The organism is Corynebacterium curieae (assembly GCF_027570035.1).
Lineage (GTDB): Bacteria > Actinomycetota > Actinomycetes > Mycobacteriales > Mycobacteriaceae > Corynebacterium > Corynebacterium curieae.
The window spans coordinates 43282-63216 of the sequence record NZ_JAKMUU010000006.1; the positions used below are offsets into that span (position 1 = coordinate 43282).

Here is a 19935-nt window from a genome sequence, read left to right on the forward strand (position 1 = left end):
AACTCCTTTGGAGCAGTAATAATGGCGCTTAAAGGCCGCAACCTTCTTTCTAGTCTCTTCGCATCCTCTCGTTCCAGCCTGACCTGCACTTACAAGTGCGGCAATGCCTGCTTCGGTGAATGCGAAAACAAGTCTGATAACCCATACTTCGGTGACCAGTTCTCCCGCCGTACCGCTCTGCGCGCGGGCAGCTTGTCCGTAGTAACCGTCGGTGGCGGCGCCGCGCTGGCCGCCTGCTCTAACCCGGATGATGCCTCCAATGAAGCCTCTTCCTCCGAGGACAAGGGTGGCAAGACTTCCGAGGCCAATGTAGAACTCACCTCCGCAGAGGGTATGAAGTTTGATCCAGTTCAACCGAATGAAAAGGACGAGGTAGTCATCCCGGATGGCTATGAGCAGTCCGTTCTCATCGCCTGGGGCGACCCACTGTTCAAAGATGCGCCGGAGTTTGATGATAAGAACCAGACGGCCGAGGCCGCCGAGAAGCAGTTCGGCTTCAATAACGACTTCGCCGGCCTTATCGAGCACCCGGATGATGACAATCGCCTTATCTACGTCTGCTCCCATGAGTACACCACCGAGCCGCAGATGTTCCCTAACTACGATGCGGATAACCCCACCGAAGAGCAGGCCAAGATTGGTTGGGCTGGCCACGGCCACTCCATCGTAGAGGTGTCCAAGGTGGGCGATACCGGTGAACTCAAGCGCGAGTTTGGCCCGCTCAACCGCCGCATTACCGCCACGACCGAGTTCACCCTGGTTGGTCCAGCGGCCGGCTCCGAGCTTGTAAAAACCTCCGCAGATAAGACCGGCAAGAAGGTCAAGGGCACCCTGAATAACTGCTCCGGCGGCATCACCCCGTGGAACACCATGCTCTCCGGCGAGGAGAACTTTGACCAGTACTTCGCTCACGCCAACCTGGATGGCAAGAAGGCGCAGGAATCCCTCGAGCGCTTCGGCATGGAAGATGGCGAATCCCAGCGCAAGTGGGAGCGCTTTGATAAGCGTTTCGACGTCTCCAAGGAGCCGAATGAGCCCAACCGCTTCGGTTGGATCGTAGAAATCAACCCACTGGACCCGAAGTCCACCCCGATCAAGCACACCGCGCTGGGACGCTTCAAGCACGAGGCTGGCAATATTCACATCGCTTCCGATGGCACCGTCGTGTGCTACTCCGGCGATGACTCCCGCTTCGAGTACATCTACAAGTTCATCTCCACCAAGAAGTACGAAGAAGGCAACATCGAGCACAACCTCAGCATCTTGGACCACGGCACCCTGTACGTGGCCAAGGTGGAGGGCAACTCCCCAGAAAATGAGATTGATGGCTCCGGCGTGCTGCCAGAGGATGGTGCCTTCGACGGCAAGGGTAAATGGATCAAGCTGCTGACCTCCGATACGGAGAACAACAAATTCGAATCCCACGTCGATGGCATGTCCGCCGAAGAGGTTGCCGTCTACACCCGCGAGGCCGCCGATAAGGTGGGCGCTACCAAGATGGACCGCCCCGAGGACATGCAGGTCCACCCAGACTCTGAGAAGGTCTACGTGGCCCTGACCAATAACTCCTACCGCGGCGCTACCGGTGAGAACGCCAAGAAGAACAAGGAAGAGCCGATGGAGTGGGCTCCCATAAAGGAAAATAAAAACGGCTTGGTCATGGAGATTGAAGATGACCACGCTGGTGAGAAGTTCACCTGGAACCTCTTCCTGGTCTGTGGTGATCCGAAGGAGGCCAATACCTACTTCGGCGGCTTTGACAAGGAGAAGGTATCCCCAATTTCCTGTCCGGATAACCTGGCCTTTGATAGCCACGGCAATATGTGGATCTCCACCGACGGCAACGCGCTCGAGTCCAACGACGGCCTTTACGCCGTAACCACCGAGGGCGATACCCGCGGTGAGCTCAAGTGCTTCCTGACGGTTCCGGCAGGCGCTGAGACCTGCGGCCCCATCGTCACCGATGAGCGCGTGATGGTCAACGTCCAGCACCCAGGCGAGACCGATGATGCCACCTTTGAAAAGCAAACCTCCCACTGGCCAGGTGGCGGCAAGTCCACCCCACGCCCAGCAGTGGTTGTGGTGTGGAAGAAGGACGGCAATATCGGCGTCGATAAGAAGTAAACGCCACCCGGTTTAAGCACCCACCGCGCGGCCCTCGTTCCTCTAGGAACAAGGGCCGCACTTTCCTTCTGTCGACAGCGGTTGAACCGGGATGTGTACTCCGGCCCGCCTTCCAAATATAAATCCGCCCACCGGTCTCCCCCACAGGCAAATACATATGTGAGTTATGGCATACTGTCCGCACGTGTGAGACACGCCACCTGCCCGCCTATGAGGAGACACACACTATGAACTCTCTTGTCCTCGCCATTGTCGGCATCGCGATGATGGTCGCCGGCTACTTGCTCTACTCCAAGTTCCTAGGAAAGAGCATTTTCCGGCTTTCCCCGAAATACTCCACCCCGGCCCACACCATGGAAGACGGCGTTGATTATGTACCTACCAATAAATACGTCCTGTGGGGCCACCATTTCACCTCTGTGGCGGGCGCCGCACCCATCATTGGTCCAGCCGTGGCTGTGATTTGGGGTTGGGTACCGGCGTTTTTGTGGGTAACCATCGGCACCTTCTTCTTCGCCGGCATGCACGATCTGGGTGCGCTGTGGGCCTCGCAGCGCCATAAGGGCCAATCCATCGGTACCTTGTCCGGGCGCTACATTGGCAAGCGCGGGCGCAACCTCTTTCTCATCGTCATTTTCCTGCTGCTATTGATGGTGAACGCGGCCTTCGCCGTGGTCATTTCAAACCTGCTGGTGTCTACCCCCACGGCCGTCATCCCCACGTGGGGCGCTATCGTCGTCGCGCTGCTTATCGGCCAGGCCATCTACCGCCTGAATTGGAACCTGCCGTTGGTCTCCATCGTGGGTGTTGTCGCACTCTACGCGCTGATGATCATCGGTGACCGCGTGCCCGTGGTCCTGCCAGATACCGTCCTGGGAATCCCCGCCAACGGCGTGTGGATCATCTTGTTATTCATCTACGCCTTCATCGCTTCGATGCTGCCGGTATGGGTGCTGCTGCAGCCGCGCGATTACATCAACGGCCTGCAGTTTTTCGTAGGATTGGCCATCCTATACGGTTCCTTCCTTTTCACCCGTCCTTCGCTTGCTGCCCCAGCCCTGCGCGATAACGTGCCAGAAGGCACCCCGGGTATCTTCCCGCTGCTCTTTGTCACCATCGCCTGCGGCGCTATCTCCGGCTTCCATGGCGTGGTGGCCTCCGGCACCTCCTCCAAGCAGGTGGATAAGGAAACCGATGTGCGCTTTGTGGGCTACTTCGGCGCCGTGGGCGAGGGCTTGCTCGCGCTAGGCACCATCATCGCTACTACCGCTGGTTTCAAAACCGCCGCGCAGTGGGAGAACATCTACTCCGAATGGAATGCCGGCGGCGTGGATGCCTTTGTGCAAGGCGGCGGCGCGCTCATGAACGAGGGCATGGGCATTCCTACCTCCCTTTCCGGCACCATCTTGGCCACCATGGCTGTGCTTTTCGCCGCCACCACCATGGATTCGGGCGTGCGCCTGCAGCGCCTTGTGGTACAAGAAATCGGCGAGATCATGGGAGTGCGCATCAAGGCTCTGGTATCCACCATCATTGCGGTGGGCTTGGCCTTCGGGCTGACTTTCTCCGCCGGCGCGGATGGTTCAGGCGGCATGACCATCTGGCCGCTATTCGGTACCACTAACCAGCTCATGGCGGGGCTCTCCTTGGCCATCGTGGTGGTTATCCTCACCCACCTACGCCGGCCGACGTGGCCGGTGGTTATCCCGCTCGTCTTCGTTACCGCAATGTCCCTGTGGGCCGCACTCTTGCAGCTAAAGTCCCTTTTCACCAGCCAGAATTGGCTTCTGTTCTGCATGGACGTCATCATCGTGGTGGCTGCCATCTGGGTCATTGTGGAAGCCATCGGCGCCATCTCCCGCGCGCGCAAGGAGGCCCCTCTGGAGTGGAACGATGAAGACCTTGACGCCCCGTTGCCCGAGCATGCTCGACAAGCTTAAGGCACTCGCGGCCGGGCTCAATGAGTACTACCAGGCCCCGTACCGCGCCAGCTTTGCCAAGGCCCAGCAGCAGGAAGACGATCTCTTCATGATGCTGGTTGCCTCGGAGGCCCTGGGCATTCCTAACCCGGCCAGCTACTACACCCTGGAGCTTTTGCCGCTGGTTTATGAGGATTTCCACGCCTGGCATACGCGCATGGGAATGGATAGATCCCCGCTGGAGAATATTCAATGTTGCTAGAGACCGCACCCATCATGTTTTTCGGTGGCAAGGGAGGGGTGGGCAAGACCACCCTGGCTACCGCCACCGCATTGCGCCTGTCCCGCGCGCACCGCGTCTGCCTAGTTTCCACCGACCCGGCGCATAACCTGGGGCATATTTTTGGCGCCTCGCTTGGTGACGCCCCCGTAGGCCTCACCCCTACCCTTTCCGCCATCGAGATTGACCCGGCGCGCGCCACGGAGCAACACCTAGCGCAGGTGGGAAACTCTATGCGCCGCTTTATGCCCGAGCACCTGCACGGCGAGGTGAAAAAGCACCTCGACTTGGCACGGCAATCGCCCGGCACGCAGGAGGCGGCGTTGCTGGAGCGCATCGCTGCCCTCGTCGTGGAGGAGTCCGACTTTGATTACCTCATTTTCGATACCGCTCCCTCTGGCCATACCTCGCGGCTGATGGCCCTGCCGGAGATCATGGCCGCCTATACCGATGGATTGCTCTCCCGGCGCGAGAAATCCGATAAATTCGGCTCGCTGGTGCGCGGAATGTCGCAAGGAAGCGGCGCGGATAATGACCCGGTGGACCGGCGCAATCAGGAAATTCGCGCCACGCTTTTCCAACGCCGCGAGCGCTTTGCCCAGCTGCGCACCGCGCTGACTTCCTCACGAACGGTCTTTCATATCGCGCTTACCGCCGAGCGTCTGCCCGTGCTGGAGTCGGCCGAATTCCATGCCGACCTCACCAGCAACGGTGTGTGGGTGGGTTCCATGCTGGTCAACCGGCGCACCCCGGCCGACCAAGGCGAGTTCTTGGCCGCCCGGCGCGCCGCCGAGGATGAGGCGCTCGCGCTGCTGCGTGCCAAACTCCCACAGACCCCGGTGCGCGAGGTTCCGTGGCTGCCGGAGGAAGTGGGGACTCCGGGGGCCGTCGGCAAGCTGGCGGCATACCTCTAGCTCTACCCACCCACGCCCCCAAAGGCGCGGGTCTGCTAAAACCGAAATATGTCTTTGCTCACCACGGAATACCTGTCCCAGTTGCGCAAGGAGGCCGCGGCCGATGCACGGCTGCGGCTGGCCCGCAACGCCATTACCAATGTCGGGGCGGCCAAGGCTGCGCTGGACCGCGACCGCATCACGGCCCTCTACCCCACCACCGAGGTCAAGCTGGATAGCCTGAGCGTATCGGACCAGAAACGCTCGGGCCGTTGCTGGATGTTCGCGGCGTTGAACGTCTTTCGCCACCGCGCGGCTAAGGAACTCAACGTAGATAACTTTGAGTTTTCCTTTACCTACCTGCAGTACTTTGACAAGCTGGAGCGCGCCAACCTGGTGCTCAACCAGCTACTGGATAAGAAGGAAGTCGGCTGGGATGAGCGCACCGTGGCCGCAGTACTCGATCACACCGGCGCCGATGGCGGCTGGTGGTGCTTCTTTAGCAACCTAGTGGCCAAATATGGCGCGGTACCTGCAGAGGTCATGCCGGAGGTGCGCTCGTCTGGAAATACCGCGGAGATGAACCGCGATCTTGCCACCGTGATACGCCGCGCCGCCGCACAGGACGGCCCGCGCGAAGAAATCCTGACCCAAGCCCGCAAAGATTTCCACCACATCCTGGCCATCCATCTGGGCACCCCGCCGGAGGAATTTACCTGGGCGTATCGCACCAAGGACGAGCAATTCGTGCGCCTGCACTCCACCCCGCGCGAGTTTGCCAATAAGTACCTGCCGCACTTGGACGAGTACGTGGTACTGGCCGATGACCCTCGCTCCACCAACCCCAAGCATCGCGTCTTTAGGAGTGCCGAGGAAACCAATGTGCTGGGTGGCGCACCGCAGGAGTACTTGAACGCAACCGTGGAGGAACTCAAGGAGACCGCCAAGCGCAGCCTGGCTGCCGGCGAGCCGGTGTGGTTTAGCTGCGATGTCAACCGCCAGTTCTCCTTCCTCAACGGCGTGTGGGACGAGGGCCTAGTGGATACTGATGGCCTCTACGGCATCGATTCCTCCATGAGCAAGGAGGAGCGTTTCACCTCCGGCGAGACCGCGCCTACCCACGCGATGGTGCTCACCGGCGTCGATGGTGACCGAGCTTGGCGCGTGGAGAACTCCTGGGGTTCCAAGCCACCGCGCAAGCACGACGGCGAGGACGTGCCAGGCAAAGGCTTTGCCACGATGGCTGATGCCTGGTTTGACCAGAACGTCTTCCACATCGCCGTGCGCAAGGAGCACCTCAGCGACGCGCTTGCCCAGGCCCTTGCCACCGAACCGATTGAGCTTCCCCTCTGGGACCGGATGAACTAAGGAGCATCGAGAAATGACCGAGATTAACCCGAACGAGGTTCATGCCGCCAATGCCGAGCTCACCAGCGATGCCGCGCTGCGCCTGGTGCACAATGGGGTGGCTCAAGAAAGCGCCGATAAGCTCAGCCTCGACCGCGAAGTACTGCGCACCCTCACCCCGGTAACCAGCCATAAGCTAGATTCCTGGGGCGTGGCCGACCAGAAAGCCTCTGGCCGCTGCTGGATTTTTGCCGGCCTCAATTCCCTGCGCGGCGGCCTCATGGACAAGGCCAACCTCAAGGATTTTGAGTTTTCCCAGACCTATATTTACTTCTTTGACAAGCTGGAAAAAGCCAATTGGTTCCTTACCGCCATGGCCGAGCTGAAGGACCGCGAAATTACGGACCGCACCGTTTCCAAGCTCATGGATGATCCCATCGATGACGGCGGCCAGTGGTCCATGTTCGTCGCCCTGGTGGAGAAGTACGGCGTGGTGCCGCAGTACGCGATGCCAGAGACCGCCTCCTCGGAGGCCACGGCGATGCTTAACCGCAACCTGCAGACCGTGCTGCGCCGGGCCGCCCACCACATCCGCAGCGGCGAAGCGGGCGCGCATGAGCAAGCGCTTGCCGACGTCTACCGTATCCTCACCGCCAACCTTGGCCTGCCGCCCGAGGACTTTATTTGGCAGTACCGCGATAAGGACGATGAGTTCCACCGCGCTGGTACTTATACCCCGCAGGAGTTTGCCAAGGAATACCTGCCGGCGGACCTAAGCGAGTACGTGTGCGTGGTAAACGATCCCCGCAACGCCTATGGCGAGCTCTACACCGTGGATTACCTGGGCAACGTAGCTGGCAAGCGCGTGACCTATTTGAACGCGCCTGTGGAGGTGCTGCGCGATGCCGCGCGTGCCTCCATCGAGGATGGCCAGCCGGTGTGGTTTGGTTGCGATACCGACCAGCAATCCGATGATGAGCACGGCGTGTGGGCCAAGCACCTGCACGATTATGAGGCCTTCTATGGCGTGGAGATGGATCTGGACAAGGCACAGCGTTTACGCCTGCATGAGTCCCTCATGACCCACGCGATGGTCTTTACCGGCGCCGATATCGCAGACGACGGCACCGTCAATCGTTGGCGCGTAGAGAATTCCTGGGGCCCGAAGAAGGCGGATAAAGGCTTTTGGACGATGGCGGATGACTGGTTCGACGAGTTCGTCTTCGAAATCGCCGTGCATCCCTCTCGCCTGCCGGAGCAGTACCAGGCGGCTCTCAAGTCCGATTCCGTGACTACCCTGCCGGCATGGGACCCGATGGGTGCGTTGGCGCGTTAAGCCTGCGGCACGCTAAGCCTGCGGCGTGCCAAGGCGCCGCACATAGAGCATGCACACCAAGTCGCGGTCCTCATTGACCGCGATGGTGCGCTCGCCCACCTGGGTGAAGCCACGGCTGTCGTAGAACTGGTACGTGCAGCCGTCATCGGTATACAGGTAGATATTCTTCCCCGCGTGGCGGGCTTCGAAGGCCTCCAGCAATGCCGTGCCCACTCCATTCACGCCAGAGTTCGGCTCGGCGACGAGGAAGCCGATTTCGCCGTCGACGGCGTGCCCGCCCAAGTACTCAAGCAACATGTCCTTATTAGCGGAATCATAATCATCGCGGTGTCCGCCTGGGCGCAGGTTATTGAAGATTTCCACCGCACGGACATAGGCCTTGCGCCACCACGGATACGGCAACGCGGGCTTGCCCTTCATGGAGGCCAAAAGCACGCCGAGGAAGCGGTCGCCATCGTAGGCCGCCAAAATATCGGTAGCCTTGGCGCGCTCTAAATCCCAAAAGTAGCGGCCGTAGGCGCGCTCAAAGCGCGGGTTCTTCACAAACCAGTGCAGGTGCATGCCCTCGATAGCGAAGGAAATGGCTTGGGACTCATCGCGCGGGTCGAGGTCGCGGATCTGAATATCGCTCATTAGTCCTCCGATGGCTGCGAAGTGCCGGAATTCTGCGTACGCTGTTTTTCGCGCTGCTGCTCGCGCTCGAGCTCGGCCTTGGCTTCGTGCTCTTCAATATTATTAAAGCCGATTCCCAGCGGCAGGCCCACATTATCGATGAGCCGGACGCCGCCGATTGTCGCGGCGACGAGCAAGCGGGCATCACCCTCCTCGGGAGGCGTGCCGAGGTCGCGGCCGCGCACCTCGAGATATTCGGGCTCAACGCCGGCGGCGCGCAGCACCTCCGCGGCGACCTCGCGGACCTGCTCGGCACCGGCCTCGGCGGCATGCGCACCAGCGGTCAGCGCGGCAGAGAGAGCCGCGGCCTGCTCGCGGGCGGCGGCAGGAACATCGGTATTGCGCAGGCTCATCACCACTCCATCGGGCATGCGCACGGCGGGCACGCCTTGCACGCGCACGCCCAAGTGGAAGTCTTGAACCGCATGGTAGATGGCGAGGAGGAGCTCGTAGTCTTTTTCGCCCAAGAGGACATCGGTAGGCGAAAGCGTCAGGATGAGCGTGAGGTAGAGCGTGAGATCCTTACTTAGCTCCGGTTCCAGCGGGGCCTCGGCGTTGGCCGGGGACACCGCGCTGCGGCGTCCATGCGGCCACAAGGTCTCTGTCGAGTAATTCCAGACTATGTCTACGCCCTCGGCGCGCAGGAGTTCAAGGTCCTCCTCGCGCGGAGACTGCAGGGCCACGACGGTAACGGCGCCTCGGATGCGCTTGGCCGCGCGCACCAGCGCGATATGGCCCGCATGCACGCCAGTAGTCAAGGGCACGAAGGCCACTGGGCGGCCAGTCTTGTGGAAGGCGCTGCCGACCATTCGGATACGCTCAATCTCGCTGATAACAGTGGCGTTTCCCAGCTCTAGGCTCATCGGCTCTCCTCTTGTAGGGCCCACATTTCTAGATCTTCGCGGCCGTCCACCTCGCCCAAGCGGCGGGCAACCTCCACGTAGCTGCGGCGCAGGCCGGGATCGGTGGCGCCACGGTAGGCGGCGATGATTTCTTCTGTGTCCATGTCCTCACCCACCAAGGGCGGTTCTTCTGAAGGCGAGACGAAAAGGGCGTCGACCGCCGCAGAGACATGCAAGCGGCGCAGCATCTCGGCGTAGCAGGCGCGGGCGGCAAAGGGGGGACGTTCGGCGTCGGAAAGCGCAACCGCTTCGCCTCGGAACTCGGTGATGTTGAGTTCCACCACGGTCTCGCCCAGCTCATCCAGAGTGGTCACGGCCCAGCGCATGGGCGCAAATGGCGCGAGTGCTGCAACAACGCAACCGCGGGTTTCTAGCGGATCTAATACTTGGACGCCTCGCGAAAGGCAGGTGTGGAAGGCGATGAGCCCGCGATGGACGTGCGGTTCGAGCAGCTCTACGGTGGCCTCCAAGCGGGTATCGCCGACCGCGATGATGAGTGCCTCAAAGGCAGAAAGCTCGGCCGGATCCGAGAGCATCTGCACCTCATGACCGGCACGTTCCATGGAATTAGCCAAGGTAAAGCCAGCCAAGCTACGGCCGAAGAGTGCTACCCGCATGCGTGGCGGGCGCATTTATTTATCCTTCTTTTTCTTTGCCTGGGCCAAAAGCTCGGCCACGGACACCGCGCCCTCGCGCTTGTCGTCGCTGCGACGGCGGCCGCGTGTCTGCTCCTCCGGCTGCGGTTCAGCCGCACGGTGATGTGGGCGGGCTGCCTTCTGGCGTACTGGTTCGGCCGATTCCGGAGCCACGTGCTGACCCGAGCCTGGATATTCCGCGCGTTCGTCGCGCTGCGACGCCTTCTGCTGTGGAATGTCCTGGGTTTCGTCGCTGGCGGTGGTAGCGGCCTCCGGCTTGCGGTGGCTGCCGTGGTGCTCGCTGGCTGCGGAAGTGCGGGAAATCTTCAGCGAATCATCACCGCCGGTATCCCAGCGCACGGCCTGGAAGCCACCGGTATCAAAGGTGGAGGCGCCTGAAGGCTTGCCGGAGGTGCGCTGTGCGCGCGTCTTTTCACTAATGATGTCATTGAGCGGGTTGGACTCGGTGTGCGCAGCGGATGGCTGGCTGCCCAGGCGGCCGGCGATGGCATCGGCGGATGGGGCGCCGGAGGAGGACTGGGTGAAGTCCACATTGCCTTCTTCTGCACTGGGGCGTGCGGCGGCCGCGGTCTGGGCCTCAAGCTGCATGATGCGGCGGGCCTCGGCGTGCAGTGCGGCCGGCTCATAGGTGAAGTCGTGGCCGGAGAGGTCTTCAATCTGCTTGCGGATAGAGGCAAGTTCGGTGCGGATCTCATCGAGCAGCTCCTGATCCGGCAGGGGCTGGCCTTCGGCGGCGCGGACCTGCTTAAGTTCGGCGCGGTGAGCGCGCTCCTGCAGCTCCAGCTTGGTCACGGACTCCTCTGCCTGGCGGCGGTAGCGCATGACCAAGAAGAAGCCGAGCACGGCGGCCCACAGGGCAGCAATGAGGGCGATCTTGAGAGCGGCGGCAGAGCCGGAGATTAGCATGACGATGCTGGCCACCACGGCCAGCACCACGAGGACGATAAGGCCGATCTGGCCCAAGTCCGGCTTGGTCGTCTTGGCGGAAGTTTTGCTAGAAGAAGAGCGCGGCTCAGTCATGCTCACTAATGTACCGCTTGAACCCCATCTGGTGGGGGCGGGGTCTCGCAGTGTCGCTCTAGCCGCAGGCCAGCGGCAGACATCGCGAGCCCACCGAGCGCGGAGGCAATGACCCCCACGAGGTCATCGGAAGCTGCCGCGAGCGTGCCTGCATTGGGGATAACATAAACGGCAATGCCAGCATAGATGCCGCCCACGATGGCGCCCGTCCACGCCGAAGCCTTGCCCACCAACATGAACTGCGTGATGGTCATGGGGTTGAGCTGCGAGTTATCCAGGCCGATTCCATGCTCGTCCTCGGTGGCTTGGTCCACCTTCCAGGTCAGCACCAGGCAGATAACGGCCATGAGCCACAGCGTGGCCGAAACCGTCACCGGGATTTGCAGCATGGAGCCATAAAAGCGCGTGGTGAGGATGGCCGCGGCGGCGGCAAAGAAGACCCCGGTGCCGATGAGGGCACCCAGCGAGGTCCGTGTCATAGCTCCTCCATCATGCCCAGCCGGCGAATCTCGGCGCGCTCTTTCGGGTCGAGTGCTGCTACCCGCTTGGCGACGCCCTCCCCACTCAACCTAGCACCACCATCGGCCGCCAACCAGGGAATCAGTACGAAGGCGCGCTCATGGGCATAAGGATGCGGAACGATAAGCTCTGGGTCGTCAGAGGTATAACCTTCAATATCGACGATGTCCACGTCCAGCGTGCGCGGGCCCCAGTGGCGCACTCGTACGCGCTCGGCGGCCTCTTCCAGTTTCTGTCCGCGGCGCAGGAGTTCCTTCGGGGACTCGTCGACGTCCACGATAAGCACGGCGTTGAGGAATTCGTCCTGGTCCGTAACGCCCCACGGCGGGGTGGCATAGACGGGCGAGGCGGCGACGATCTCGCCGGCGAACTCATCAAATACCGTGCGCAGAAGCCCCACGCGGTCATCCATATTGGATCCGATGGACAGCACCGCGCGCATTAGAGGGTCCTCGCGTGCTTGCGGGAGCGGCGGGCGACCACGGCGACGTCGGCAAAAGTGCGCGGAATCGGCGCCTTCGGCTTGTGGAGGGTGACCTCTACAGCGTGCAGGCCTTCGAAGGTCTCCATGATGGTATCGGCCACCTCGCTGGCGACGGTCTCGATGAGGTCGCGGGCGGGGCCTTCGATGATATTTGCGGCGACGTCGGCAAGCTCGGCGTAATTGATGGTCTTGGTCAGATCATCGGTGGCGGCGGCGTCGGCGAATTCGGACCAGCAGGTGATATCCACGATGAAGGGCTGGCCGGTGCGCTTTTCTTCCTCAAAGACGCCGTGGTAGCCAAAGCATTCCAGGCCGGTGAGCTCGATGCGGTCTGCCATGTTTTACTCCTTAGGGTTGCGCGGAAGAGCGGTGGATTTCATGGTGCCGTTGCCGTCGGAGCCGTTGCTATAGCTGCCGCTAGCATTGGCCCCGCCCGCGTAGGCGTTGCCGGCGTTCCACGCGGCCGCAACATCGACGGCATCGCGGGAGACGGCGACTTCATGCACGCGCACACCCCACGCGCCCATCTGGGCGGAAATGGCGGTCACGGCCGCGGTCGCGGGATCGGCCAGCAGCGGGCTGGACTCCACGCCGCGGTCCTCCCGAATGGCGGCGAGGAAACGCTTGCGGGAAGCGCCCACCAGCATGGGGAATTCGGCGTCGAGGAATCCCGGCAAGGCTTTGAGCAGCGCCCAATTATCCTGCGGGGTTTTGGCGAAGCCTAGGCCCGCATCGAGCACGATATTATCGCGGCGCACGCCGGCCTCCAGCGCGTTATTCGCCAACCGCTCGAGGGTCTCATGCACATCGCGCACCACATCGCCGCCATGATCGGCGCTGCCGGCCGCCGAGCCAAACGCGCCTTCCTGCAGCGTGCGCCAGTGCATTAAACAGACGGGCACGCCGGCCTCGGCCATCGCGCGATACATCTCCGGATCCGCCAGGCCGCCGGAGACGTCATTGATCATGTCCACACCGGCCGCTGCTGCCGCGCGGGCCACCGAAGCGCGCATCGTATCCACGGAGGTCCGAATGCCCAGCTCACTCAGAGCCTTAATGACGGGCACCACGCGGCGCTCCTCGACGTCCGCCTCTACGCGCACCGCACCCGGCCGGGTGGACTCACCGCCGACGTCTATCATGTCCGCGCCCTGGTCCACGAGCTCGCGGGCGTGGTTAATGGCGGCATCGAAGTCCAACCACCGGCCGCCATCGGAGAAAGAATCCTCTGTGACGTTGACGATGCCCATCACGAGCGTGCGGTTGGCGATGCTCAGATCCGAGACCGAGGTTGCCTGCTGCATGGTGTGCTCCTTATCGCTTTTAGTGGTCAACCGGGGGTTTAGCTGCGAATCAGGCTGAGCACCTCAGCGCGGGAAGCGGCGTTATTTTTGAATCCGCCGCGCACCGCGGAGGTAGTCGTCGTCGCACCAGGCTTGCGGATGCCACGCATAGCCATGCAGAGGTGCTCGCACTCGATGACCACGATGACGGACTGCGCGCCGAGAACCTCCACCAATGCGTCTGCCACCTGCTGGGTCAGGCGCTCTTGGACCTGAGGGCGCTTGGCGTACATATCTGCCAGGCGGGCAAGCTTGCTCAAGCCGGTGACGTGGCCATCCTTGCCTGGGATATAGCCGATGTGCGCCACACCGTAAAACGGCACTAGGTGGTGCTCGCAGGTGGAATAGATGGGAATATCGCGCACGAGGACCAGTTCCTGATGGTCCTCGGCAAATGTCTTGTGTAGGACCTCCGTTGGGTCTTCGTGCAGGCCGGCGAAGACCTCGCGGTAGGCGCGGGCCACACGGGCCGGGGTCTCGCGCAAGCCCTCGCGATCGGGGTCCTCGCCCACGGCGAGGAGCAGCTCGCGCACCGCTGCTTCCGCCCGGTCCTGGTCAAAGGGGGCGCGGGCGGGTATGTGGTTATCAGCCATTAGTTATCATCTTGCTTTTCTTCATCGCGCGCGTAGGGGTTCTTACGGCGATCCTTTTCCTTCCAGCCTGGGGTAAACCACTGGCTGGTATCAGCGTCCTGATCCGCACCGGCATCCGGCTTGTGGTGCTTGCCGCCGCCGGTGGCGGGGCGGGCGGCCGGGCCAGCGGCGGGATCGGAAGGCTGGGCCGACTGGTTGTCTCGCGGCGGCTTGGTGTCCTTCGCTTCCTTATTCTCGTTTTCCTTGGCTGGGCCGCGGCCCAGCTCGCGGGCGGTGTCCGGATCGACGTAGTCGCCTGCGTGCTGACCAAAGTTGAAGCCCACCTCGCCCTTCGGCTCTTCGCCGGCGAGGCGACGCTCGCGGGCGGCCCGAGAAGCATCGAGAAGCGTCATGCGCTTAGGCAGCTCCTCGCCGCGCTCCTTAGCCAGCTCGACCGGGGTCTTCACCGGAGCGTAACCAATCTGGCGCGGGAAGCGATCGTCCTCACCTGGGAAGACATCGAAGGCCTCGCGCGGCTCGATGCCGTCGAAGATGCGCTCGAGATCGGGGCGGCGCAGGGTCTCCTTCTCCAGCAGGGTCTCGGCCAGCTTGTCCAGGTAGTAGCGGTTATTGCGCAGAATGTCATAGGCCTGCTCATGCGCGCGCTCGAGCAGGTAGCGCATCTGCTCATCAATCTTGGACGCGACTTCATCGGAGTAATCGATGGAGCCGCCGCCACCCATCTGGCTGAAGGGGTCGCCCTGCTCCTTGCCGTACTTCACGGTGCCCAGGTCCGGCGAGAAGCCGTACTCGGTAAGCATGGAGCGAGCGATCTTGGTGGCGTTTTCGATATCGGAGGAAGCACCAGTGGTCGGCGCACCGAAGACCAGCTCCTCGGCCGCGCGGCCGCCCATGGCAAAGACCAAGCGGGAGAAAAGCTCGTCGCGGGTGTACATGCCCTTGTCATCTTCCTGCGAGGTCATGGCGTGGCCGCCGGTGCGGCCGCGGGCCAGGATGGTGACCTTGTAGACCCGCTCAATGTCCTTGAGCGCCCACGCGGATAGCGTGTGTCCGCCCTCGTGGTAGGCGGTGACCTTCTTCTCGTGTTCGGAGATGATCTTGCCCTGGCGGCGCGGGCCGCCCACCACGCGGTCGGTGGCCTCTTCCAAGGCGTCATAGGTAATGACGTTGCCACCGATGCGGGCGGTAAGCAGCGCGGCCTCGTTGAGCACATTGGCCAAGTCTGCGCCGGACATGCCGGCGGTGCGCTTGGCCAGCTGAGCTACGTCAACTTCTTCAGCCAGCGGCTTGTTCTTTGCATGCACGCGCAGGATCTGCTCGCGTCCGGCAAGATCCGGGTTGGTGACCGGAATTTGGCGGTCGAAGCGGCCCGGACGCAGCAGCGCCGGGTCCAGGATATCCGGGCGGTTGGTGGCGGCGATAAGGATAACGCCCTCACGGTCACCAAAGCCGTCCATTTCTACTAGGAGCTGGTTCAGGGTCTGCTCGCGCTCATCGTGGCCGCCGCCGGTGCCGGAGCCGCGCTGGCGGCCGACGGCGTCAATCTCGTCGACAAAGATGATGCAGGGGCTATTTTCCTTCGCCTGCTTGAACAGGTCGCGCACGCGGGAGGCGCCCACACCGACGAACATCTCCACAAAGTCAGAACCGGAGATGGAATAAAACGGCACGCCGGCCTCGCCGGCCACGGCGCGAGCAAGCAAAGTCTTACCGGTGCCCGGAGGGCCATAGAGCAGCACGCCACGCGGAATCTTGGCACCCAGCTCGTGGTAACGAGTGGGATCTTCCAGGAAGTCCTTAATCTCCTGCAGCTCATCCACGGCTTCGTCCGCGCCGGCCACGTCCTCAAAGGTATTGGTGGGCGTGTCCTTGGTCAGTTCCTTGGCCTTGGAACCGCCGATGCCAAACATGCCGCCGGCGCCCTGCTGCATGCGGGACATGAGCCAGAAGAGGAAACCAAAGAGGATGATCATTGGCAACAGCATGCTGAGCATGGAGCCGAGGAAGGATTCCTGGGTGACGTTAGTCTGGTATTTCTCGGCACCAGAATCCTTGACGGAGTTAAAGACCTGCTCGGAGGCGCGGGCCGGGTACTTGGCCACGATCTCTTTCACGCCGTCGCGCTCGTCTACCGTGATTTCGTCCTTGAGCTTGATGCGGAGGCGCTGCTCGCGGTCATCAATTTCCACCTCATCGACGTTTTTGTCCTTGAGCTGGGTCAGCGCAACGGAGGTATCCGCCTGCACGTAGCCGCGGGCATCGTTGCTGAAGAAGGTAAAGGCGTACAGCGCGATAAGGATAAGCGCCGCTATCCCGCCGTAGCGAAGAATCTTGTTGTTTTTCATTACTGCGCGATTTTAGTTGGTGGTATAGACATCAGGGTGAAGGGTGCCCACGTAGGGGAGATCGCGGTAGCGTTCCGCATAGTCCAGCCCGTAGCCGATGACGAATTCATTCGGGATATCAAAGCCCACATCCAAAAGGTCAATATCGGCTTTCACAACCTCTGGCTTGCGCAGAAGCGTGACCACATCGAGCGAGGCCGGGTTGCGCCCTTGCAGGTTCCGGATGAGCCACGACAGGGTGAGGCCGGAATCGATAATATCTTCCACGATGAGCACGTTGCGCCCTGCAATATCGCGATCCAAGTCCTTCAAAATGCGCACCACGCCGGAAGAAGAAGTGGAGGCGCCATAAGAGGACACGGCCATAAATTCCAGCTCGGAGGGGATGGATAGCTTGCGCGCAAAGTCCGTCAGGAAGAAAGCCGCGCCCTTGAGCACGCAGACCAAAAGCAGGTCTTGCTCAGCATCGGCATACTTTTCAGAGACCATATCCGCGAGCTCTTGGACGCGGTTTTGTAGTTCCTCTTCTCCAATGAGGATTGCTTCAACATCGTCACCGTAGCTATTTGCGGGAACGGTGAAGTCTTTCTTGTCGTGCACGTGTGCGCTCCTTTAATGACCAGACAATAGTGCCAGTTTGCCACCTATACGGGCTACTTCCAACCTCTGCCCCACATGCCGGGCCGATCGCACGGCCACCGGCCCTTGCCCGTGCCAGTGGGTACATAGCTTGCCGACGTCCCCCACGCCCTTCCTCGTGACCTCTACCCCCTCACCGACCAGCCACGCCGCAATCGCTCTCCGACGCCTCGGTTCCGCCATCGCCGCCAGTTCCGCACAGTCCGTGATGGGTGGGGTGCGCAGGGCGGCGTCGTCAAGCGCGGCATCGCTTGCCGCTTGCGCCAACGCTGGCACCGCATCCCCGCCGATAATGCGGCTCAGCTGCGGGATTACTTCGCAGCGCAGCGCCACGCGGCGGAAATTCCTATCCGCATTCTGCGGATCCTGCCACGCCGAGAGGCCCAGCTCCGCGCAGGCGCCCTCGGTATCGGCGCGGCGCACACCCAACAGCGGCCGCACCACGCGGGCGCCTTCCACCTCGCTGCGCTCGCTCATGCCGGTCACCCTCCCGCGCAGCGCACCAAGCAGTAGCGTTTCCGCCTGGTCATCGGCCGTATGCGCCACGGCGACTTCCAGTTCCTCGGCCGCGCACGCGTCAGCCAAGACCCGATAGCGCGCCACCCGCGCGGCCGCCTCCATCGACTCTGGGCCCGCCCCCGCTCCCGGGGCGGTCTCAACGCTGAGCACCCAGGCCCGCGCTCCCAGCTTTCGCGCCTGCTCGGCCGCGCGCTCGGCCTGCGCCCGCGAGCCGTCCTGCAATCCGTGGTCCACGCACAGCGCGAGCACGTCGTGCCCCTCCGCCACGAGCGCCGCCATAAGCGCCAGCGAGTCCGCGCCTCCGGACAGCCCCACCGCCACCGCGTGGTCGAAGGCGGCGGCGCGCACGCCGCGCCGACAAGCCAGAAAATGTGGCGAAACCCGCGGCCAGAAGGGCTTTTTAGAACTCATGCAACGCCGAAGCCAACGCGTCCTGGGCCTTGCGGGCGGCCAAGATATCGCCGTCATTAACAATGAATGCAAAGGCATACACGCGCCCGGAATTTCCCTGCGCGGTGCCGGCCAAAGCCGAGACCCCAGTCAGCGTGCCCGTCTTGGCGCGAACATAGCCCTTGGCCGCGGAATCGCCGTAGCGCTCATAGAGAGTTCCATCGCCGCCGGCCACCGGCAGGTAGGACGCCAACGGGCGCAGGCGGGGATCCTTGACCGCGCGATTGATGACCTGGGTCAGTAGCCCAGCTGTTAGCCGATTGTCCACCGATAGCCCCGAATTGTCCTTAATATCCACGCCATCGACGTCGAAACCTTCTTCCCGCAGGACATCCAGCGTGGCCTGCGTATCGCCCTCAAAGCTGGCTTCTTTGCCACGAGAAACCGCCAGCTCGCGCGCAATGGCCTCGGCCATGACGTTATCCGAGTGGCGCACCATCTCCCGGGCGCGGTCCGACAGCGGCGGCGAATCCACGCTCGCCACCTCCTGCGCGTTCTCCGCCACAGAGCTCATACCTACCTTGTCCGCGCCGAGGCGATCGCCTAGCTGCTTAGCGACGTCCAAAGCAGGCTCATGACTCCTCGGCGCATCCCCCGTCGTCGCGCCCAGGCGACCGCCGTAGAGCATGGCCGGTTCCATTGGCGCGACGAAGCCGCCGTCCACATTCTCCGGATCCCAGCCCGGGGCCTGTGCCTCGCCGGACCACGCGGAGGTATCGATGTAGACACCATCGACCTGCTCGACGTTCTTCGAAATCTGCTCGGCCAAATCATCGAGCTGTTCGTGCGTCATCCACACATCACCCGCGGCCTTGATGACCACGTTCTTCTCGTTCGACCCGCGGTAGACCTTGGTGGTGATTTTCTCGTTCTCATCCAGCGCCAACGTCGCCGCCGCGGTGGTGAGCACCTTCGTAGATGAGGCCGGGGTGAGCTGCTTATCCGCGTCGCGCTGCCACACCACGTCACCGGTTTCGGTATCGATCACCTCGCCGCCAAAGGTGGCAAGGTCCTTATTCTTAGCGAGCTCATCCAGCTTCGCACCGAGTGCATCCAGGTCCGCCTCGCCCGGCTCCGCAGCACGCAAGGGCTCCTCTGGAGCCTCCACCGCCTGTGCTTCTCCGTGCGAGAGATCGCCGTATTCGCGCTGGAGGGTAACGCCCAGCGCAGCCGTTCCTCCGACCGCCGCTGCTACCACGAGCGCGGTCGCTGACCACCAAACATGCTTTGCTTTCATTGCCACTAACACTAGCGCGAATCCGCAACGCGCTAGACTATGGGCAGTAATTGATACCCAATCCCCCATGGAGGACATCGCTGTGAGCGTTGAAGTAACCATTGAAATCCCGAAGGGCTCCCGCAACAAGTACGAGGTTGACCACGAGTCCGGCAAGGTCTACCTCGACCGTTACCTGTTCACCCCGATGGCTTACCCGGCTGACTACGGCTTCATCGACCACACCCTGGGCGAGGACGGCGACCCGCTCGACGCCCTGGTCATCCTGCCGGAGCCGGTCTTCCCGGGCGTTGTCGTTGAGGCCCGCATCGTCGGCGTCTTCAAGATGACCGACGAGGCCGGCGGCGACGACAAGCTACTCGCCGTCATCGATGACCCACGCTGGGAGCGCTACCAAGACATCAACGATGTGGAGCAGCACATCAAGGACGAAATCGAGCACTTCTTCGTCCACTACAAGGACCTGGAGCCGAACAAGGAAGTATCCGGCTCCGGCTGGGACGACAAGGCCGAGGCAGAGAAGATCCTCGACGAGGCTAAGGCTCGCTTCAAGTAAGCGTTCTGGGCTCCCCTTAGGGCGTTTCGATCAAATAGCACCGCGGAAGCGGCGGTTTTCAAGACCATATTTGATCGAAACGCCCCCTTTTTACCCTGCTT

The 19935-nt window shown here is 62.2% G+C and carries 20 protein-coding genes; 7 read left to right on the forward strand and 13 right to left on the reverse strand.

Going from position 1 to position 19935, the window contains the following annotated elements; all coding sequences use genetic code 11:
* Positions 1 to 21 precede the first annotated feature (21 nt).
* The 6 genes from L8V01_RS09760 (at position 22) to L8V01_RS09785 (ending at position 7899) form a co-directional block, all read left to right on the forward strand.
* Positions 22 to 2124, forward strand: a complete 2103-nt coding sequence (locus tag L8V01_RS09760; protein ID WP_269946871.1) for a PhoX family protein — start codon at positions 22 to 24, stop codon at positions 2122 to 2124.
* A gap of 227 nt (positions 2125 to 2351) precedes the next feature.
* Positions 2352 to 4064: a carbon starvation CstA family protein gene (locus L8V01_RS09765; protein ID WP_269946872.1), complete on the forward strand. Its 1713-nt coding sequence runs from the start codon at positions 2352 to 2354 to the stop codon at positions 4062 to 4064.
* On the forward strand, positions 4048 to 4305 hold the full coding sequence (locus L8V01_RS09770) for a cory-CC-star protein (protein WP_200435736.1): 258 nt from the start codon (positions 4048 to 4050) through the stop codon (positions 4303 to 4305). The genes L8V01_RS09765 and L8V01_RS09770 overlap by 17 nt, the downstream gene beginning before the upstream one ends.
* On the forward strand, positions 4296 to 5237 hold the full coding sequence (locus L8V01_RS09775; protein ID WP_269946873.1) for an ArsA family ATPase: 942 nt from the start codon (positions 4296 to 4298) through the stop codon (positions 5235 to 5237). Before L8V01_RS09770 ends, L8V01_RS09775 begins: the two co-directional genes overlap by 10 nt.
* Before the next feature lie 48 nt (positions 5238 to 5285).
* Positions 5286 to 6584, forward strand: a complete 1299-nt coding sequence (locus L8V01_RS09780) for a C1 family peptidase (protein ID WP_269946874.1) — start codon at positions 5286 to 5288, stop codon at positions 6582 to 6584.
* 13 nt (positions 6585 to 6597) lie between these two features.
* Positions 6598 to 7899 carry a C1 family peptidase gene (locus tag L8V01_RS09785; protein ID WP_269946875.1) on the forward strand — a complete coding sequence of 434 codons (1302 nt, stop codon included), beginning with the start codon at positions 6598 to 6600 and terminating at the stop codon, positions 7897 to 7899.
* A 12-nt stretch (positions 7900 to 7911) separates the two neighbouring features.
* On the opposite strand, the gene L8V01_RS09790 is transcribed toward L8V01_RS09785, so the two are convergent.
* The 13 genes from L8V01_RS09790 to dacB are packed head-to-tail and all read right to left on the reverse strand — an operon-like array spanning position 7912 to position 19278.
* Positions 7912 to 8532, reverse strand: coding sequence for a GNAT family N-acetyltransferase (locus L8V01_RS09790; RefSeq protein WP_269946876.1), 621 nt, complete (start codon positions 8530 to 8532; stop codon positions 7912 to 7914).
* Positions 8532 to 9434: a pantoate--beta-alanine ligase gene (locus L8V01_RS09795; protein ID WP_269946877.1), complete on the reverse strand. Its 903-nt coding sequence runs from the start codon at positions 9432 to 9434 to the stop codon at positions 8532 to 8534. The genes L8V01_RS09790 and L8V01_RS09795 overlap by 1 nt, the downstream gene beginning before the upstream one ends.
* Positions 9431 to 10105, reverse strand: coding sequence for a 6PGD fold domain-containing protein (locus L8V01_RS09800; protein ID WP_269946878.1), 675 nt, complete (start codon positions 10103 to 10105; stop codon positions 9431 to 9433). Before L8V01_RS09800 ends, L8V01_RS09795 begins: the two co-directional genes overlap by 4 nt.
* Positions 10106 to 11149 (reverse strand): DUF6779 domain-containing protein, encoded by a 1044-nt coding sequence (locus L8V01_RS09805; protein WP_269946879.1) that lies wholly within the window; start codon positions 11147 to 11149, stop codon positions 10106 to 10108. It lies immediately after the preceding gene.
* A 5-nt stretch (positions 11150 to 11154) separates the two neighbouring features.
* Complete coding sequence (locus L8V01_RS09810; RefSeq protein ID WP_259886571.1) at positions 11155 to 11628, reverse strand: DUF3180 domain-containing protein; 474 nt, start codon at positions 11626 to 11628, stop codon at positions 11155 to 11157.
* Positions 11625 to 12110 carry a 2-amino-4-hydroxy-6-hydroxymethyldihydropteridine diphosphokinase gene (gene folK / locus L8V01_RS09815; protein ID WP_269946880.1) on the reverse strand — a complete coding sequence of 162 codons (486 nt, stop codon included), beginning with the start codon at positions 12108 to 12110 and terminating at the stop codon, positions 11625 to 11627. Before folK ends, L8V01_RS09810 begins: the two co-directional genes overlap by 4 nt.
* Entirely contained in the window at positions 12110 to 12490 is a 381-nt protein-coding gene (gene folB / locus L8V01_RS09820) for a dihydroneopterin aldolase (protein ID WP_269946881.1), read from the reverse strand. The genes folK and folB overlap by 1 nt, the downstream gene beginning before the upstream one ends.
* A gap of 3 nt (positions 12491 to 12493) precedes the next feature.
* Positions 12494 to 13456 (reverse strand): dihydropteroate synthase, encoded by a 963-nt coding sequence (gene folP, locus L8V01_RS09825; protein WP_269946882.1) that lies wholly within the window; start codon positions 13454 to 13456, stop codon positions 12494 to 12496.
* 38 nt (positions 13457 to 13494) lie between these two features.
* Positions 13495 to 14088, reverse strand: a complete 594-nt coding sequence (gene folE / locus L8V01_RS09830) for a GTP cyclohydrolase I FolE (protein WP_259886564.1) — start codon at positions 14086 to 14088, stop codon at positions 13495 to 13497.
* The gene (ftsH, locus tag L8V01_RS09835; protein WP_269946883.1) at positions 14088 to 16433 is read right to left on the reverse strand and encodes an ATP-dependent zinc metalloprotease FtsH; all 2346 of its coding nucleotides are present in this window, start codon (positions 16431 to 16433) and stop codon (positions 14088 to 14090) included. The genes folE and ftsH overlap by 1 nt, the downstream gene beginning before the upstream one ends.
* A 12-nt stretch (positions 16434 to 16445) precedes the next feature.
* Complete coding sequence (hpt, locus tag L8V01_RS09840) at positions 16446 to 17033, reverse strand: hypoxanthine phosphoribosyltransferase (RefSeq protein ID WP_269946884.1); 588 nt, start codon at positions 17031 to 17033, stop codon at positions 16446 to 16448.
* A 12-nt stretch (positions 17034 to 17045) separates the two neighbouring features.
* Positions 17046 to 18002, reverse strand: coding sequence for a tRNA lysidine(34) synthetase TilS (tilS, locus tag L8V01_RS09845; protein WP_269946885.1), 957 nt, complete (start codon positions 18000 to 18002; stop codon positions 17046 to 17048).
* A complete protein-coding gene (gene dacB / locus L8V01_RS09850) occupies positions 17992 to 19278 on the reverse strand; it encodes a D-alanyl-D-alanine carboxypeptidase/D-alanyl-D-alanine endopeptidase (RefSeq protein WP_269946886.1) in 1287 nt (428 codons plus the stop codon). Before dacB ends, tilS begins: the two co-directional genes overlap by 11 nt.
* Positions 19279 to 19360: 82 nt before the next feature.
* Here dacB and L8V01_RS09855 point away from each other — a divergent pair, with 82 nt between their 5' ends.
* The gene (locus L8V01_RS09855) at positions 19361 to 19834 is read left to right on the forward strand and encodes an inorganic diphosphatase (RefSeq protein ID WP_269946887.1); all 474 of its coding nucleotides are present in this window, start codon (positions 19361 to 19363) and stop codon (positions 19832 to 19834) included.
* The last annotated feature ends 101 nt before the right edge of the window (positions 19835 to 19935 follow it).

Bases quoted from the DNA above. Each gene is read 5' to 3' on its own strand.
- folB (WP_269946881.1), bottom strand. From the start codon at position 12,490: ATGGCAGACCGCATCGAGCTCACCGGCCTGGAATGCTTTGGCTACCAC.
- L8V01_RS09770 (WP_200435736.1), top strand. From the start codon at position 4,048: ATGCTCGACAAGCTTAAGGCACTCGCGGCCGGGCTCAATGAGTACTAC.
- L8V01_RS09765 (WP_269946872.1), top strand. From the start codon at position 2,352: ATGAACTCTCTTGTCCTCGCCATTGTCGGCATCGCGATGATGGTCGCC.
- L8V01_RS09795 (WP_269946877.1), bottom strand. From the start codon at position 9,434: ATGAGCCTAGAGCTGGGAAACGCCACTGTTATCAGCGAGATTGAGCGT.
- L8V01_RS09790 (WP_269946876.1), bottom strand. From the start codon at position 8,532: ATGAGCGATATTCAGATCCGCGACCTCGACCCGCGCGATGAGTCCCAA.
- L8V01_RS09775 (WP_269946873.1), top strand. From the start codon at position 4,296: ATGTTGCTAGAGACCGCACCCATCATGTTTTTCGGTGGCAAGGGAGGG.
- L8V01_RS09760 (WP_269946871.1), top strand. From the start codon at position 22: ATGGCGCTTAAAGGCCGCAACCTTCTTTCTAGTCTCTTCGCATCCTCT.
- ftsH (WP_269946883.1), bottom strand. From the start codon at position 16,433: ATGAAAAACAACAAGATTCTTCGCTACGGCGGGATAGCGGCGCTTATC.
- L8V01_RS09810 (WP_259886571.1), bottom strand. From the start codon at position 11,628: ATGACACGGACCTCGCTGGGTGCCCTCATCGGCACCGGGGTCTTCTTT.
- folP (WP_269946882.1), bottom strand. From the start codon at position 13,456: ATGCAGCAGGCAACCTCGGTCTCGGATCTGAGCATCGCCAACCGCACG.
- L8V01_RS09800 (WP_269946878.1), bottom strand. From the start codon at position 10,105: ATGCGCCCGCCACGCATGCGGGTAGCACTCTTCGGCCGTAGCTTGGCT.
- L8V01_RS09785 (WP_269946875.1), top strand. From the start codon at position 6,598: ATGACCGAGATTAACCCGAACGAGGTTCATGCCGCCAATGCCGAGCTC.
- L8V01_RS09805 (WP_269946879.1), bottom strand. From the start codon at position 11,149: ATGACTGAGCCGCGCTCTTCTTCTAGCAAAACTTCCGCCAAGACGACC.
- tilS (WP_269946885.1), bottom strand. From the start codon at position 18,002: ATGAGTTCTAAAAAGCCCTTCTGGCCGCGGGTTTCGCCACATTTTCTG.
- folE (WP_259886564.1), bottom strand. From the start codon at position 14,088: ATGGCTGATAACCACATACCCGCCCGCGCCCCCTTTGACCAGGACCGG.
- folK (WP_269946880.1), bottom strand. From the start codon at position 12,110: ATGCGCGCGGTGCTGTCCATCGGATCCAATATGGATGACCGCGTGGGG.
- L8V01_RS09780 (WP_269946874.1), top strand. From the start codon at position 5,286: ATGTCTTTGCTCACCACGGAATACCTGTCCCAGTTGCGCAAGGAGGCC.
- dacB (WP_269946886.1), bottom strand. From the start codon at position 19,278: ATGAAAGCAAAGCATGTTTGGTGGTCAGCGACCGCGCTCGTGGTAGCA.